Genomic DNA, 15152 nt, shown 5'->3' on the forward strand with positions numbered 1-15152 from the left:
CCAAATAACCCCGCATAAGCGGGGTCATCCTTCCGGGAATTTTTCAGGTATGCTGCGTTTGTTGCCTCAAGCCCTTATTTATTTTCAAGCCAACTGCTGACTACCGGAAAATACGTATCCCACAGCAAATCGGCATTTCCGGCATCCAGCGCAATATGTCCGTTCTGAGCATTGATGATATCAGACTCCCGGCAATCTATGAAAAACCGCCCGCCAACGCCTTCAAGCAGCGGCGAAGCCGCCACAAGCACAGAGGTTGCTGCGCCCTGTTCAGGGGTTTTCCATCCATCGGGCACAGTCAGCCGATTACCGTCAGCATCTGCAGCTCCCCAGCTCTTAAGCGTATCGGTATCGATGTGCCGCTGAAGATTTGTGGCAATGGCACCGGGCATAAGCGCGTTAGCCCTAATCCCGTCCTGCCTCCAGCGCTTGTCAGCGCCGGCTGCCAGAAGAACCGTTGCTGCTTTGGATTGCATATAAGCTGTAATGGGATCATAGGGACGGTGCTGAAAGTGGATATCCTCAAAAGCGATACAGTTCGCCAGATCTCCTGCGGGATCTGCTGAGGCAACCACTACAATCCTCGCGGAATGTGCCTTAGCCAGAGCCTGGTGCAGCCCTGCAGTCAGGGCAAAGTGCCCCAGGTAATTGGCCGCAAACTGTTCTTCATAGCCCTCGGCTGTCCGGCGGAGCCGGGGTATCGCCATTACACCGGCATTGTTAATGAGGACATCAAGCGGACCTTCCCAACTCGAGGCAAAAGCTGCGATACTCCGTTTATCCAACAGATCAAGCACAGCAGCTTGAACATTCTTATTACCGGTATAGGCGGTGATATCTGCGGCAGCCTGCAGCCCGCTGTCCAGATTCCGCACGGCCAACGTCACTTCAGCACCTTGCCCGGCCAGCGCACGCGCGGTCTCCACTCCAATTCCTGAGGCACCGCCGGTGATCACGATGCGCTTCCCCGCCAAGTCAATCTCCTGTACGACTTCTTCTGCTGTGGAAGCAGCATGAAATGGCGTAGTGATTATGGTCATGGTTACACAATCTCCTTTTTGATTTATATCTGATGCTCTACTGCACCGTAACTATAAATCATTGGACATTTGTGTGCTTTTCCAAAAAGACCAAACCACTTGACGATTCGGTTCATTCTTTGGACTGAATCATTTGTCTAAAGGAAGTGGGGGAATAACCGGTGTCTTGTTTGAAAATTCGGGAGAAGTGCGCCGGATTCTCGAAGCCTGCGGAATAACAGATGTCAGTAACGGGCAGCACCGTGTGGGCAAGCAGCTCTTTGGCCTTGTCAATCCGCCGTTTGCGAATCCACTGGTAGGGCGGCATCTGATAGATGGCATAGAAATCCCTTTTGAAGCTGGATAGGCTTCTTCCCGATAAATAAGCCAGGTCGGCTAAGGTTGCCGGGGTTGTTATATTCGTTTCTACGATGTCAGCAATCGAAGCCATCCGGACCGGATGGCGGAGCTGCAGCAGCTGATTCATAAGGTGACCGTCTGCAGCAGCGAGCCCATAGAGAAGCTCCAACAGCTTGAATTTGACTAAATGATCATCAATGTCTCTGTCTTCGCTGAAATAAGGCTCTATCGACTCCAGGTACCTGGACAGTCTTTCGCTTACTGGCCGTATGCTTATCGGAGCCGGGGAGGCTTCCCTTTGCTCTCCGGGCCCGCTATTCGAAATGGCGGCAAATTCCTTAAGGAGATCATCGCTTAGGAAAAACATCCAATAATTCAACAGATGCTCCTCCCCGTCCTCACCTGACTTCTCATATTCTACAACCATAGCCCTCTTCAAAAGAACCATCTCGTTCTTCCGGACGGTTACCTGCCGGTTTCCCCAACGGACTCTATAGTTCCCGCTTAAGACAAACAGCAGCAAATGGTCCTCCAGAAACATCCGGCCTTGCGAGCCCAGCCCGGATATGCAGGTTTCCAGAACTGTGACGCCCTTCAGCCTGAGAATACGCTGAGTGCCCACTTCTGAAGTCAAACCGTAAGGGACCTTTACCATTTTATCATTCTTCAATTGCTGAGAACCTCCGCCTGAAATGTAATTCTGCTATAATTTCAGTACATCTACTTTGCCGTAGGGAAAAAAGGAGTTCCGTTCAATGACACCATTCACACAAAAAGTTATCGCCGTCATCCGCTCGATCCCCGAAGGTTATGTCATGACTTACGGAGGCATCGCCCGCGCTGCAGGAAGCCCACGAGGGGCCAGGCAGGTTGTGCGCATTCTTCATTCCATGAGCCGCAAATACAAGCTGCCTTGGCACAGAGTGGTCAATGTCAAAGGTGAAATCGCCTTAGCCGATGACGAATCCAGCTCCCTGCAGCGGCTCTATTTGCAGGGCGAGGGCATTGTTTTTGACGCAAAGGGCGTGATTGATCTTCAGCGGTACCAGTATCACCCCGGGCCGGACGAAGACTACCTTCTGCCGCCTAGCGAGTAGTCGCGGCCGTTTCCTCTACCCAGCACATTCAGCAGACAGTACATAGTCGCATAAATAGCCAGCAGCACGCAGGCAATGAACAGGCTGAAGAAAACAGATTGCCGGTTCAGGCTGTCCACCACAAGCTGGTACAGCTGATGCCGGTCGGTAAGCACATCCCAGCTGTTCAGCCGGTAGACCCGGCCGAGCAGTACGCCATAGCCTCCGAGTCCGCAGGCGAACAGCACGAAGATCCAGGAGAGCAGCAGATTGGTTTTACGGTAGATGACGGCCTGGAACTGGTACAGGGAGAAGAATCCGGTCAGCCAGCCGCTCCAGGTGAACAGCAGCAGCGTAATCAGATCATACCAGTAGCGGTTCTGGATCGTCCCGCTGACAAAATACAGATTCTTGCGGATCGTCAAATGCACCAAATCCGTCATGATATAAGGCGCATTCGGGAAAAACAGCAGCCAGGCTATACCGAGCGGAAGCACCAGCAGTCCGCCGATTTTTCTTTTGTCCAGCTCATGGGCCGCCATGGAGAATACAAACGGCAGCCAGGCCAGAAACAGATTCCAGATCAAAAATTTATAAAACGTATCCGTCCGCTGCGATACCACACCGTAAACTGCCAGCGTCACCAGGGACAATCCTGCCAAGAGCAGAAATACCTTGATGTAATTCAATTCCTTCATAAAATGCAATCTCCTTATCGGTAAGAATTCGTTGATTATCTATCTCTGATTGAATATCTTACCTCTAATTGTACAAATTTTTCTATGTCTTGTACAAATCGGGCGGGTTTCCGGATAGGCATATAAGCTGTATCGGCGCGGCGGGGAGAATCTAATTTGATTGGGCTGTTCCGGTGCAGGCGAGAAGAATCAAAGGCAAAGGAAATACCTTTGGTTTGGCTGCTCCCACTCGTCCGGGCAGTCACCAAAACCAAAAAGGAGCGGTTCCCAAAACCTAACGGGAGAATCGCTCCTATGTTAACTTTTAATATAAGTCCAGTAATCAACAGCGTGAATAACCCGCAGACTACACTTTTCTGCGCCTACAGTTCCCCGCTCAGCTTGCGCCCCACGGCAGGCACCCGCCCCTTAAAGGTGCTGCGTCCAGACGCTTCATCCAGCCCGGAAAAAGCTGTGCATTCCCTGAAGGCCGCATGACGGCAGCCAAGGCACTTGCTGTGATTGATCACCTTCAGCGCATCATTGATGGCCTCGCCGGTATGTTCATAGAACTGCGTTGCCCCGATTTTGTCATACAATCCGGTCCTTTTGAGCAGCTCCAGCGGCTGGGACTGAATGCCGGAGACCATCAGCCGGCCGCCATCCTCCTGCAGTTCCTTCACCAGCCCCGCCAGATTGGCTTCGCCGGTCGTATCGACAAAAGGAACCTTGCCCATCCGGAGCAGAATGACCTTCTGCTTATCCGGCCCGACTCCCGGCATCGTATTCTCGAACCGGTAGGCGGCGCCGAAGAACAGCGGCCCTTCCACATTATAAATGCCGATCTGCGGGCAATCGTGGCTGTCTGTGACCATATGGGCCTCGACCTTTACCGAGCTGGGGTCAGGAAGCACCTTAGAGACCAGGTGAACCTCGCCCATCCGTTTGACGAACAAGACCACAGCCAGCACCAATCCAACCTCCACCGCCACGGTCAGGTCGGCAAAGACGGTCAGCAGGAAGGTAATGAACAGCACCAGCGAATCCCCTGTCTTCAGCTTGAGCAGATGAAGGAATTCCTTGCGCTCGCTCATATTCCAGGCCACTACCATCAGAATAGGTGCCATCGCAGCCAGAGGAATACTCGACGCATAAGGAGCAAACAGCAGCAGAATGAGAAATACCACCACTCCGTGGATTACACCCGACAAGGGGGAAGCCGCTCCGCTCTTAATGTTGGTTGCCGTTCTCGCAATCGCCCCGGTAGCAGGAATCCCGCCGAACAGAGGAGCAGCTATATTGGCAACCCCCTGGCCGATCAGTTCCCGGTTGCTGTTGTGGCGGCTGCCTGACATGCCGTCCGCTACCACTGCGGACAACAGCGACTCAATCGCGCCCAGCATGGCAATCACGAAGGCCGGGCGAAGCAGCAGCTTCATCCGTTCCCAGGTAATAACCGGGAAATGGAAGCTCGGGAGCGTATTTGGGATGTCCCCGTAGGCTGAGCCGATCGTAGTCACCTTGCCTCCAAAAAATAACGCGGCTATGATGGTTGCACAGAGCAGCCCAACCAGTGCCCCGGGCACTTTTGGCGCAAAACGCATGCCCAGCACAAGCACAGCCAGGCAAATCACTGCTGTCAGAATGCTGTACAGATTGATCGTGGAAAGATGCAGGCCGATCTCCTTCATGTTGTCCACAAAGCTCTCATGCCGCTTCATATCCTTCAGGCCAAGGAAGCTCGCTATTTGCCCGGTGAAGATAATAACCGCAATCCCTGCCGTAAACCCAACCGTTACGGGTCTCGGGATAAACTTGATCAGCACCCCCAGCCGGAGCAGGCCCATGAGCACGAGGATCACTCCGGCCATCATTCCGGCCAGCAGCAGGTTCTCATAGCCGTACTGCATGGCAATGGCGAACAAAATAGGAATAAACGCACCCGTAGGCCCGCCGATTTGAAACTTTGAACCGCCGAACAATGAAATGAGAATGCCCGCAACTATGGTCGTGTAAATTCCGTACTCCGGCTTCACGCCTGAAGCAATAGCAAATGCCATCCCCAGCGGAATGGCAATAACGCCGACAATGATCCCTGAAATGAGATCCTTGCGCAGCGACGCAATGTTATAGCCTTTAAAACGGCCCCACCCTGTCATCCTGGTAACCTTCTTTTCTCTGAATATCTGATTATTTGAATATAAGAGCAACATTACTCCTGTAAGCCGCTCTTGTCAACGGAAAATCCGCCCCGGGAGACCCCGGGTTATTCGCTGCGGATTCCTTCCAGAAGAGAGATGGCGTTCACCAGATGGTTATCGAATATTTGCTTGGCTACGGCCAGAAGATCTTTGATCAGGGGATCACGCAGCGAGTAAATCACCGTTGTGCCTTCTTTTACACTGGCTACTACATTTTTGGCGCGGAGCACGGCAAGCTGCTGGGATACGGCGGACCCTTCGGACCCAAGAATCGCCTGCAGCTCATTCACATTTTTTTCGCCTTCGCTAAGCAGCTCCAGAATACGAATCCGCATCGGATGAGCCAGCGCCTTAAAAAACTCCGTCTTGAATTGCTGAATATCGCTGTTCATTGAACCTCTGCTCCTCATAGCTTACTTCTTGTTTAATGTTTATCTTAGCCTATTTAGCCTGGAGTGGCTATGCCGGCGGTGAAATTATAATGAGAAATCCATATTTAAAGGTAGACCGGATACAGTCTGATTTCCCGGGTCCGGACTTCAACGAGGCTGCCCAGCGCCATTGGCTCACCAAGGCATTCGAACAGGATCAATTCCCCGTCCAGCTGCAGGCAGCCGGTTCCATCCTCCTCACTATTGTCCAGCACACCGGTGAGCACAACCTCATCCCCTTCCATGCGGATGCCATGCCCCTCCTGTTCCGCCGGAACGATATCCACCCAGCGCATCAGCAGGGCCGGAAGCTCAAATTCCACCACAGCTTCATCACCCGGCTTCACAGGAGGACCGCACCAGATGCCTCTTCCTGCGCCGGTTGCCGCTTCAAAAACCACTTCATCCTTCTTCAGGCCTGTCCCGAGTATTTTAATATTCATAGCTTGGCTCCATTTGCTGAGATTTACTGCATATTATACATGACATCCGGCCCGTTGCGCGATCAGGTATAATTCTGTGTTGCTTTATTTACATAGGTGCTGGGGTGCAGCCACGGATGCTTGAAGAATTCCTTCTTATCTGTAATTTTACGGGACACGCTGAGGTCATAGTCAATCATGGCTTTGACTTTTGCGGCAAAGGCCTCCCCCTTCACCAGCAGACCCAGCTCGAAATCGTGGCAGGCGCTTCTTTCGTTGATATTATAGGAGCCGTGGAACACCGCGCGCGATCTGTGGTCATAGGTGATTTTCCAATGGGAAAAGCGTCCTGTAGCACTGTAGTCATAAAAAGATACCCCATTGCAAAAAGGTGTATACATATTGCTGCGTACCGCCGCACGGTTGGTGGGATGATCATTGACCTCCAGCGGATTGCAGATCTTAAGATGGCAGGAGCATTCCGGTCCAAGCCCGCCCAGCCGGTCCCAGAATGCCTGGTCAATCAGATACGGGTTCACTATTACGGTCTCTTCGGCGGCGTAAGTGATCAGATCGAGATAATACTGCTGAATCAGATTGACCGGATTTCCCGGAAAGCTCACAAACAGCGTACATTCCTCGGAACCGAAATCCGTATTGCCCTCAGCACGGTAAAAGGCATCCTCAGGATCAAAAGGATCTCCCCCGAGCAGAAGCCATCTGGACCGGAACACGGCATTCAGCGGCAGGGCCGCCGCTCCCCGGATGCGGAAGCAGCCGTCATGCCATTCCTCCTCCCGGGCCGGCACCCCCATTGGGCGCCCGTCAACCTGCACAGAGGCAGAGGTTTCGATCGGTGCAGCAAACGTATACTGGTCCCCGAAATTCAGACTGCCGATGATAGAGGTGATGCCGTCGATGATCATGAATTTGCGGTGGTCAATCACATTCAGACCGGTCAGCTCCACGTCCTCCTGTACTTTATCTTGAAGGAAAAGGATGCTCTCAGGTACACCCTGAGCCTCCAATTCAGCCCGTTTCTTATGCCACTCCGCAGCAGTGTAGTAGGAATTGAATGTATCCTGCAGCTTAGCTCCCGCTTTCTTCAGCCGGTCTGAGATTTCGCTAAATCTCCCGACTTCGAGGTTATGTCCATATCCAAGGGCAGTGACTGTGTAATTCACCATGATGCGCACCTGAACTCCCCGCTCCAGCGCGCGCAGCAGCGCGTCCGCAATCCGGTTGCCCGAGTCGTCATTAAAGAACAGCATGACGGACAGATGAATATAACGCCGGGCCTTGCCGATCTCCTCCAGAAGCATTTCCAGGCACTGCGGGCCGTTCACAAAAGCATCCACCCGGTTATTGCGGGTGGTCTGCGGAGCCAGTGCCCGAAGCTTGCCGGAATCCAGCACTCTGACCTCAGCGGCAAGCTGTTCAAGCAACCCCGTACTGAAGCCCGGCAGTTCAGCGAGCTGCCCGGCCTCCGTAATTACGCCGCCGGTCTCCTGGCGGTATGCGCGGGCAGCGCCTCCCTCCAGCGCCGCGTCCATCAATGATGTAAGCCGTTCCGCCGGACCGGCAACCGCCCCCAGTGAGCCGCCGGATAGATAATAATTCACAACATCAACAATATCCCGCTGCAGTCCTTCATCCCACTTTTCAAGAAGCATTCTGCTGTTCCTATGTACATTTTTCACAGGCAGTTCCTCCATCCATTCCAAGATGTGCAGCCGGTTCATGACCAACAGCCAAAGGCCAGAGTAATTAAGCTATGCTTAGATACCCCGGATGCACCCCTTATAAACGTTCACCCGCTTGGAGTTCTATCCTTCCCCTTCAGCCAGCTGAGAAAAAAACAGGGGGAGCTTCCAGAACCTGTCCGGCTCCAGAAACTCCCCCTGCTGAAAGAATACTTATTCATGATATCCCGGCAGCTTGTCACCGGACTGGAGCAAAAAGCTTCAACCCTGCAATCCGCTTCACAGCTTCCGCCAGCCGGGCTTCATCGCTGACCAGACCTACCCGCACATAGCCTTCGCCGTATTCACCGAAGCCGATCCCCGGCGCCACTACCACATGGGCCTCATCCAGCAGCAGATCGGCAAAGCTCTGGGAGGTGTAGCCTTCAGGAACCGGAAGCCAGGCAAAAAATGAACCGCCTGGAGCCTCCACCTTCCAGCCAAGCCCGCGTAATCCGCCGATCAGAAGATTCCGCCTCGCTTCATAGCGGTCCAGATTCTCCTGGACACAGACCTGGGGACCTGACAATGCTGCGGCCGCCGCTTCCTGGACCGCACCGAACAGGCTGACGTACATATGATCCTGCAGCAGGTTCAGACTCTCAATAACACTGGCATTTCCGACAGCAAACGCTACCCGCCAACCGGCCATGTTGTAAGTTTTGGATAAAGTATATATTTCAATGCCGTTGTCCTTCGCTCCCGGCGTCTGAAGATAGCTGAGCGGACGCACTCCATCATAGCCGAGTGCGGCATAGGCGAAATCATGGACCACACAAAGATTATGCTGCCCGGCAAACTGCACCGTATCGCGGAAAAAAGCCTCCGAAGCCACGGCTCCTGTCGGATTGTTCGGATAGTTCAGGAACATCAGCTTCGCCCTGTCGGCCGCCTCCGGGCTTATGGTGCCGTAATCGGGCAAAAAGCCGTTTTCCGCAGTCAGCGTCATCCTCTCCATGACCGCACGGGCCAGTTCAATTCCTGACCAGTAATCTGGATATCCAGGGTCGGGTACAAGCGCGGTATCGCCCGGATTCAACAGGCACTGGACCACCTCGACCAGTCCGGTTTTGCCGCCGAACAGGATCGCAACCTCGCTGTCCGGCTCAAGCCTCACTCCATATTCACGCCCGTAGAACCCGGCCACTGCTTCCTTCAGGTAGCGGTGGCCGCGAAACGGCGGATATTTATGGTTGAGGGGATTGGCTGCTGCCGCCTGCAAGGCCTCGACAATGTGTGCTGGCGTAGGCATATCGGGATTTCCCTGTCCCAGATTGATCACGTCATGCCCTGCTGCGGAGGCCATGCCCGCCCTGGCGACAAGGGCGGCAAAAAACTGCTTGGGCAAGGACTGCAACATCGTTGAAGGCTCAAAATGATTCACTGCAGGTATTCATCCTCTCCGGCTGTGGATTATTTGCTGGCCGGCTCGGCGTTATACACTTTGACGTCCAGCGGAGCCGTCAGGAACTCCGGCGCTTTTGCCGCAAAGCCGGTGAAGTGGGAACTTGAATTATGACTGGCTACAGCCTCCATATCGCGCCAGGTTTCCACCATGATATAGGTATTGTCCTTTTCGAAATGATTGTACAGCTCATAAGAAAGGTTGCCTTCCTCTTGACGGGTTGCGGCCAGCAGTTGTTTGGCCTCGGCCAGAAATTTCTCCTTAAGTGCAGGATTGACTTGCATTACAGCATGAATAATGATCATTTGGGGAACCTCCTAAACGTTTTGTGAGCATAAGCATCTTAACAGTCTTATTTCCACTGTGCAATGGTGTCGATAGGCAGACGGACAGATGCATAACCAGCTTCAGCGGCTTTGCCGATTGAAATCAGCATAACCGGGATATAGCGCTCTTTGTCCATTCCGAACACTTCGGCGATCTGGTCTTTCTCGAAGCCGCCGATAGGGTTAGTGTCGTAGCCGTGGGCACGGGCTGCCAGCATCAGCTGCATGGAGGCCAGCCCCCCGTCGATCATAATGGTTTCTCTGTTCACAGCTGCAGGCAAATTTGCAAAATGCGCACCCAGCGCGGCAAGCTGTCTTTCTTTTACTTCAGCAGGCATCAGTCCGCGTTCTACAGCTGTTCCGTAAATTTCTTCAGCATAATCGAAATTGTTCATATCCACAAAAACTGCGATAACCGCCGCTGAAGTCTCTACCTGCTGCTGGTTGAATTTAGCCAGTGGCGCAAGCTTGGCTTTGCCCTCAGCACTTTCAATCACCAGAAAACGCCAAGGCTGCATGTTCACCGAAGAAGGCGCGAGCGTTGCTTCAGTAAGAATTTGGGTCATTTCCGCTTTGCTGATTTTGACGGATGGATCATATTTGCGGATCGAGCGGCGTCCTGTGATAATACTTGTAAAATCATTGGTTTGGGTAGTGTTCATAAATAACAAGCTCCTTTGAGGTTGGTGTATAGTTTATGGCTGCAGCAACTTGATATTATACTGCAGCCGGGCAAGCATATCTGCGAGCGCAGCGCGCTCCTGTTCATTAAACCCTGCGAGCAAATTGGCAATAAAACGGCTCTTTTCTTCCTTGTAAGAACGGATTTTATCTCTGCCCTGCGCAGTCAGTGAGACCAGAGTCACTCTGTTGTCATCAGGATTATTGCGCCGGGAGATCATACCGTTCTCTTCCAGTCCCTTCAGATGGCGGGTGACAGCCGCAGCATCGATATCCACATGCTTTTGCAGGGAAATCTGGCTGATCTCAGTAACCTGGAACAGCTCATGAAGCAGACGGAGCCGAGTAGGACTAATCCCTGCACAGCGCTCGAAGGTCGGTGTAATTGCTTTGTTCAGCGCCTGCAGACGTTCAAAAATGCGGTCTTCCTCAGACAGATATTCAGTCAAGATTAACCCCCTAATACAAATGGATTGTGCACAATCTTTTTGACATTCATCACTTTACACCTTTATCATTGACCCGTCAACTAATATTTACAACCCATTTCTTCCTTGCCGGGCCAGCCGCTTCCCCGTAGAATCAAATTATCCTAATCCATAGAAAAAGGAGTCTGTTTATGATAATCTCCCTGCTCCAGCTCGATATAGCATTTGGCAATCCCCAGGCGAATTATGCTGCGGCAGAACGTAAAATCCGCGAGGCCGCTGCTCAAGGCACGGATTGTGTGATCCTCCCGGAGCTGTGGACGACCGGCTATGATTTGACCCGGCTGGCCGTAATTGCCGATCCTGAGGGGAATGCCACCAAGACGTTGATGTCCGGCCTAGCCCGCGAGCTCGGCATCCATATTGTGGCCGGCTCCGTTGCCAGCAGGCACGACAGCGGCATTACCAATAGCATGTATGTATTCAGCTGTACCGGTGAACTCGCCGGAGAGTACAGCAAGCTGCATCTGTTCCGGCTGATGGATGAGCATCTGTATCTGCAGCCTGGGGCAGCCAAAGGGCTGTTCACTCTGGACGGAGCCAGCTGCGCCGGGCTGATCTGCTATGATATCCGCTTTCCCGAATGGGCCCGTGCCCATACAGCGTCCGGTGCCGAGATGCTGTTCATCAGCGCCGAATGGCCGCTGCCGCGTCTCGCCCATTGGCGTGCCCTGCTGATCTGCCGGGCCATTGAAAACCAATGTTATGTCATCGCGTGCAACCGTGCAGGCGAGGACCCGTCGAACACTTTTGCAGGCCATTCGATGATCATTGATCCATGGGGAGAGGTCGTCTGCGAAGCCTCGGTAGGGGAGGAGATTCTGCGCGGTGAGATAGATTTGCAGAAGGTGCGGGAGGTCCGGGCACAGATTCCGGTTTTTTCCGACCGGAGGCCGGAGCTGTACCAGTAATCTGCCGATCCTTTGCGGCGGCACCGGGAGGGACCGCTTGCAAGGGCAGCCCTGCCTCTAAGTTACAGGGATTGTCCGTTATTACGTCTCGGCGATTGCCCGTCATCCTACAGGAGAAGCTGTTCAGAGCGCCTGATTATGGCTACCGAAGTGGAAAAAGCAGACCTAATCCGTGCCTTTTGGCTGCCAGCAGGTCCTCAGTGGGAAAAAGTGCACTTAAATGAGCGGCTTGGCTCCACATGCAGCAGATTCGCTGGAAATAAGGATACAAATTCCCACTAAATACCGCTATGGAACGGGTTCAGGCCTATTTAGTGATCCTAATTCCACTTAGGCCTTAACAGGTCATTGGCTTTCTTTTCTTACACCCGCATAAGACCTTTTCTCGATAGCAAAAGCGGATCTAGAGCCTGAATGGCCTGCTTCCATTCATGCATTGCCAAAAGTGCCGCTTCTGCTGAACTCCCAGCAGAGGCGGCACTTTTGGGGCTGGCCGGTGATGCTTCGTTTCACCGGCCTTAGGCTGCTAGCGGGCGTAGCGCTCCCGCAGCACCCTTACGGCCTCCAGTACGCGTGGATCAGCGTACTGGAGGCTGTATCCTGCAGTCTGCCGCAGCTGGCCGGCAGACTGCAGATGGACGCCGCGCCGGGTCAAGGCCAGGCGGAATCCTTCGGCGAACACTGCCGCCGAAGCCGGTCCGCCAAGCTCGCCGAGCGCGGCCAGGGTCTGCGGGATGACGCGCGGATAAGCAAGCGCGTCATCGCCATCCGCGGCAGTGTCGTAGAAGCCGCGGATCAACTGCCCGCGCTCCGGGCCGGAGCCGGAGACGATTACGAACGCGTGCACGAAGTACGCGCTGCTCTGCCTACGCTGGGCAATGCCGCAGAATTTGCGGCCGCCGATGGCCAAGTCGAAGTCGCCCGGGCAATATGACCCGGCGACCTCGCCTGCCCGGATCTGCGCCGCCGCCTGCGGATGGCTGGCCGCGACGGCTTCTGTGATCAGCGAAGCCAGCAGCCGGAAATCGTCGTGGAAGTCCAGCTTCCCCGTACTTTTGCGGAGCAGCAGCGACACGTTGACGACCCCGGCATCCAGCGGCACAGCCGCGCCGCCGGAATGCCGGACCGCCGTGCGGTAGCCCTTCCCCTCCAGTTCGGCCATCGCCTCAGCCGCCCGGGGCAGCTTGCTGTCCCGCAGGCCCAGCGCTACGCCACCGGGATGGCTCCACAGATGCACAGACGGCTGGACGAGGCCCGCCCCCACATCCCGGCAGAGCGTCTCCTCGAACGCGAACGGGAGCAGCATATCTCCGCCTGCCTCCACCGCAGAATTTAATTGCCCTGCGACTTCACCACTCGCGGGACGACCGGAACCCTCACTTCCCGGTGATGCATCCGGTTCCGCCAAGTGCTCAAAAAGCACCATAACCGGCGGGAGCAAACCCGCTGTCACCTGCACTAGCCCCTGTCCCTGTACTTGCCCCTGTCCCTGCACTTGCTCTCGTCCCTGCACTTGTTCCTGTCCCTGCACTAGCCGCTGTCCCTGCACCAGTTCCTGTCCCTGCACTTGTCCTTGTCCCTGCACTAGCCCCTGTCCCTGCACTAGCTCCTGTCCCTGCACTAGCCCCTGTCCCTGCACTAGCTCCTGTCCCTGCACTAGCCCCTGTCCCTGCACTAGCCCCTGTCCCTGCACTTGTTCCTGTCCCTGCACTTGCTCTCGTCCCTCTCCCAGCACTAGCCCCTGTCCTTCTAAATGCCCCTGCTCCTCAACTTGCCTTACAACTTGCCCTACTTGCCCTATTACTTGCTCTTTCCTTGTTCCTTCACTTAATCCTGCCCGGCCCCCACCGGCCTCTGCTTCTATCCTCGCACTTGTCCCTGCGCCATTCCCTACCCAGGCTCCTGCCCTTGCCTCACTCTGGTCCTGCTCTTTATGATCTCCGCTCATCTATACACCCTCCCGCAATCCATTGGTTTCCTTCTTTCCATAAAAATGCGGCACATAGCCCAATTGAACCTTGAAAGCTGCTGTCGAACGTTCCGTTTTTTTGTCTTATTATAAGAATACCAACTATATTCCCATTGTAACCGATGAGCAGTCCGGCAGCGAAGCCCCATGCTGATATCCGTATTTGAAATGAAGCCATGATAGCGTTATCCTTAAGGTATTAGTGCAGTGATTGCCACCAGAGTTCATGCAAGACACAACCTTCAAGGAGTGATGCCGCATGACAGACCTGCAAGTAGTGAAGGAAAGGCACATCAGCAAAGCCAGGCAGTGGGAGCTGGCGCTGAACAAGCTATATATCAATTTCTGCGATTACAGCAAAGACGCGCTGGAAGCATTCGGGGATGAGGATATTCATCAGGCCAGAGTGAACTGCCGCAAGCTGCTGACGCTGCTGTCCATACTCGACCCGGAGCATCTGGTTACAGCAGAGTTGTACAGCGCCTTCAAACAGGCGCAAAAAAGGCTCGGCAAGGTCAGAGACGCCGACGTGCTGATCGAATCCTTCAAGGACAGACATCTGCAGGCCAAGGAAGCCGGAGAAGCCAAAACCGCCAAACTGCTGAAGGCTGTCATCCGGCATCAAAAAGATAAGCGGAAAAAGTACCGCAAGAAGCTGGCAGCCGAGCTGCCCAAGCTGAGCGGCAAGGCGCTGAACGGTCAGTGGGAAGCCTTTCTTAGCGGCGATCTCGAAGCACTGGCGTCTAAAAGGGATGCGAATGTCGTCATGCGCGAGCTGGAGGTCGCATTCGAGCAGAAGAAAAAGGCCTGCAAAACCCTGTTCAAGGGTTCCGAGGCCGAATCCAAAGAGTCCTTCGACGCACTGCATGAGCTGCGGATCGCCGCTAAGGAACTGCGGTATACCGCCAGTGCCGCTAGCTTTGCGCTGAGCCAGAAATTCCATGCCCATGAAGACATTTATAAAAAGATTCAGGAACAGCTCGGCATCATTAACGATAAACGGGTATGGCTGGAAATTCTCCAATCCATCGGACGCGAGGAGCTGGGGGCCGGCCGCAAGGTATGGGCTGCATTCACAGACAGCCTCAATGCTGAAGTCCTTGAAGCGCTGCACCACAATGAGGTCGTCCAGTTTCCCGGCACTTGAGATTTTCACATTTCGGCCTGGCCGTAATTGCCGGGAATGTTTGGACTTCCATAATTCATTTTTTGGTTCAGCCCCTATTATTCTATGCAAAAAAAGGAGGAAGCCAGCATCATGCGGCTTCCTTCCCTTTTTGTCATTTAAGAAATGATGAGTTTTTCCTCCGAAACAACGGCACTTTCTCTGATTTGGCTCAGCAGCCCGATTCTCCCAAAATCAGAGGTATTTCTACCTCTCATTTGGCTCAGCCGCCCGATTCTGCCAAAATCAGAGGTATTTCTACCTCTCATTTGGCTCAGC

General features: G+C 53.9%; 15 protein-coding genes. 3 read left to right on the top strand and 12 right to left on the bottom strand.

What is annotated here, in order from left to right; genetic code table 11:
• Positions 1-74: 74 nt before the first annotated feature.
• Both BLQ82_RS25940 and BLQ82_RS25945 read right to left on the bottom strand, forming a co-directional pair.
• Positions 75-1040 carry an SDR family NAD(P)-dependent oxidoreductase gene (locus BLQ82_RS25940; protein ID WP_062522375.1) on the bottom strand — a complete coding sequence of 322 codons (966 nt, stop codon included), beginning with the start codon at positions 1038-1040 and terminating at the stop codon, positions 75-77.
• A 112-nt stretch (positions 1041-1152) separates the two neighbouring features.
• Positions 1153-2049: a helix-turn-helix domain-containing protein gene (locus BLQ82_RS25945; RefSeq protein ID WP_244281005.1), complete on the bottom strand. Its 897-nt coding sequence runs from the start codon at positions 2047-2049 to the stop codon at positions 1153-1155.
• Between the two features lie 85 nt (positions 2050-2134).
• Between BLQ82_RS25945 and BLQ82_RS25950 the strand changes: the two genes are divergently transcribed.
• On the top strand, positions 2135-2476 hold the full coding sequence (locus BLQ82_RS25950) for an MGMT family protein (protein WP_062522370.1): 342 nt from the start codon (positions 2135-2137) through the stop codon (positions 2474-2476).
• On the opposite strand, the gene BLQ82_RS25955 is transcribed toward BLQ82_RS25950, so the two are convergent.
• From BLQ82_RS25955 to BLQ82_RS25995, 9 genes are all read right to left on the bottom strand, one after another.
• Positions 2452-3153 carry a DUF1361 domain-containing protein gene (locus tag BLQ82_RS25955; protein ID WP_025703330.1) on the bottom strand — a complete coding sequence of 234 codons (702 nt, stop codon included), beginning with the start codon at positions 3151-3153 and terminating at the stop codon, positions 2452-2454. The two genes, BLQ82_RS25950 and BLQ82_RS25955, sit on opposite strands and share 25 nt — an antisense overlap.
• A 362-nt stretch (positions 3154-3515) precedes the next feature.
• The gene (locus tag BLQ82_RS25960) at positions 3516-5291 is read right to left on the bottom strand and encodes a SulP family inorganic anion transporter (protein WP_062522368.1); all 1776 of its coding nucleotides are present in this window, start codon (positions 5289-5291) and stop codon (positions 3516-3518) included.
• Positions 5292-5398: 107 nt separating this feature from the next.
• Positions 5399-5725 (bottom strand): ArsR/SmtB family transcription factor, encoded by a 327-nt coding sequence (locus tag BLQ82_RS25965; protein ID WP_062522366.1) that lies wholly within the window; start codon positions 5723-5725, stop codon positions 5399-5401.
• 104 nt (positions 5726-5829) lie between these two features.
• Entirely contained in the window at positions 5830-6207 is a 378-nt protein-coding gene (locus BLQ82_RS25970; protein WP_062522365.1) for a hypothetical protein, read from the bottom strand.
• Positions 6208-6269: 62 nt separating this feature from the next.
• Positions 6270-7886 carry a phospholipase D-like domain-containing protein gene (locus tag BLQ82_RS25975; RefSeq protein ID WP_244281006.1) on the bottom strand — a complete coding sequence of 539 codons (1617 nt, stop codon included), beginning with the start codon at positions 7884-7886 and terminating at the stop codon, positions 6270-6272.
• A gap of 241 nt (positions 7887-8127) precedes the next feature.
• Entirely contained in the window at positions 8128-9312 is a 1185-nt protein-coding gene (locus tag BLQ82_RS25980) for a pyridoxal phosphate-dependent aminotransferase (RefSeq protein ID WP_074648648.1), read from the bottom strand.
• A gap of 29 nt (positions 9313-9341) precedes the next feature.
• Positions 9342-9638, bottom strand: a complete 297-nt coding sequence (locus tag BLQ82_RS25985) for a putative quinol monooxygenase (protein ID WP_062522363.1) — start codon at positions 9636-9638, stop codon at positions 9342-9344.
• 47 nt (positions 9639-9685) lie between these two features.
• Positions 9686-10321 carry a nitroreductase family protein gene (locus BLQ82_RS25990; RefSeq protein WP_062522361.1) on the bottom strand — a complete coding sequence of 212 codons (636 nt, stop codon included), beginning with the start codon at positions 10319-10321 and terminating at the stop codon, positions 9686-9688.
• Positions 10322-10354: 33 nt separating this feature from the next.
• A complete protein-coding gene (locus BLQ82_RS25995) occupies positions 10355-10789 on the bottom strand; it encodes a MarR family winged helix-turn-helix transcriptional regulator (RefSeq protein WP_062522359.1) in 435 nt (144 codons plus the stop codon).
• A 164-nt stretch (positions 10790-10953) separates the two neighbouring features.
• Between BLQ82_RS25995 and BLQ82_RS26000 the strand changes: the two genes are divergently transcribed.
• Positions 10954-11739: a carbon-nitrogen family hydrolase gene (locus tag BLQ82_RS26000; RefSeq protein WP_062522357.1), complete on the top strand. Its 786-nt coding sequence runs from the start codon at positions 10954-10956 to the stop codon at positions 11737-11739.
• A gap of 526 nt (positions 11740-12265) precedes the next feature.
• Here the strand turns inward: BLQ82_RS26000 and BLQ82_RS31170 are convergent.
• Positions 12266-13687, bottom strand: a complete 1422-nt coding sequence (locus tag BLQ82_RS31170) for a lipoate--protein ligase family protein (protein WP_083351118.1) — start codon at positions 13685-13687, stop codon at positions 12266-12268.
• Positions 13688-13967: 280 nt separating this feature from the next.
• On the opposite strand from BLQ82_RS31170, the gene BLQ82_RS26015 reads away from it, so the two are divergent.
• Entirely contained in the window at positions 13968-14855 is an 888-nt protein-coding gene (locus tag BLQ82_RS26015) for a CHAD domain-containing protein (protein ID WP_062522349.1), read from the top strand.
• Positions 14856-15152 lie beyond the last annotated feature (297 nt).

Origin of the sequence: Paenibacillus jilunlii (assembly GCF_900102965.1) — a bacterium.
Taxonomy (GTDB): domain Bacteria; phylum Bacillota; class Bacilli; order Paenibacillales; family Paenibacillaceae; genus Paenibacillus_AQ; species Paenibacillus_AQ jilunlii.

Coding starts and splice junctions, on each gene's coding strand:
- BLQ82_RS25955 (WP_025703330.1), bottom strand. CDS start 3,153: ATGAAGGAATTGAATTACATCAAGGTATTTCTGCTCTTGGCAGGATTG.
- BLQ82_RS25970 (WP_062522365.1), bottom strand. CDS start 6,207: ATGAATATTAAAATACTCGGGACAGGCCTGAAGAAGGATGAAGTGGTT.
- BLQ82_RS31170 (WP_083351118.1), bottom strand. CDS start 13,687: ATGAGCGGAGATCATAAAGAGCAGGACCAGAGTGAGGCAAGGGCAGGA.
- BLQ82_RS25965 (WP_062522366.1), bottom strand. CDS start 5,725: ATGAACAGCGATATTCAGCAATTCAAGACGGAGTTTTTTAAGGCGCTG.
- BLQ82_RS26015 (WP_062522349.1), top strand. CDS start 13,968: ATGACAGACCTGCAAGTAGTGAAGGAAAGGCACATCAGCAAAGCCAGG.
- BLQ82_RS25960 (WP_062522368.1), bottom strand. CDS start 5,291: ATGACAGGGTGGGGCCGTTTTAAAGGCTATAACATTGCGTCGCTGCGC.
- BLQ82_RS25950 (WP_062522370.1), top strand. CDS start 2,135: ATGACACCATTCACACAAAAAGTTATCGCCGTCATCCGCTCGATCCCC.
- BLQ82_RS25940 (WP_062522375.1), bottom strand. CDS start 1,040: ATGACCATAATCACTACGCCATTTCATGCTGCTTCCACAGCAGAAGAA.
- BLQ82_RS25990 (WP_062522361.1), bottom strand. CDS start 10,321: ATGAACACTACCCAAACCAATGATTTTACAAGTATTATCACAGGACGC.
- BLQ82_RS25985 (WP_062522363.1), bottom strand. CDS start 9,638: ATGATCATTATTCATGCTGTAATGCAAGTCAATCCTGCACTTAAGGAG.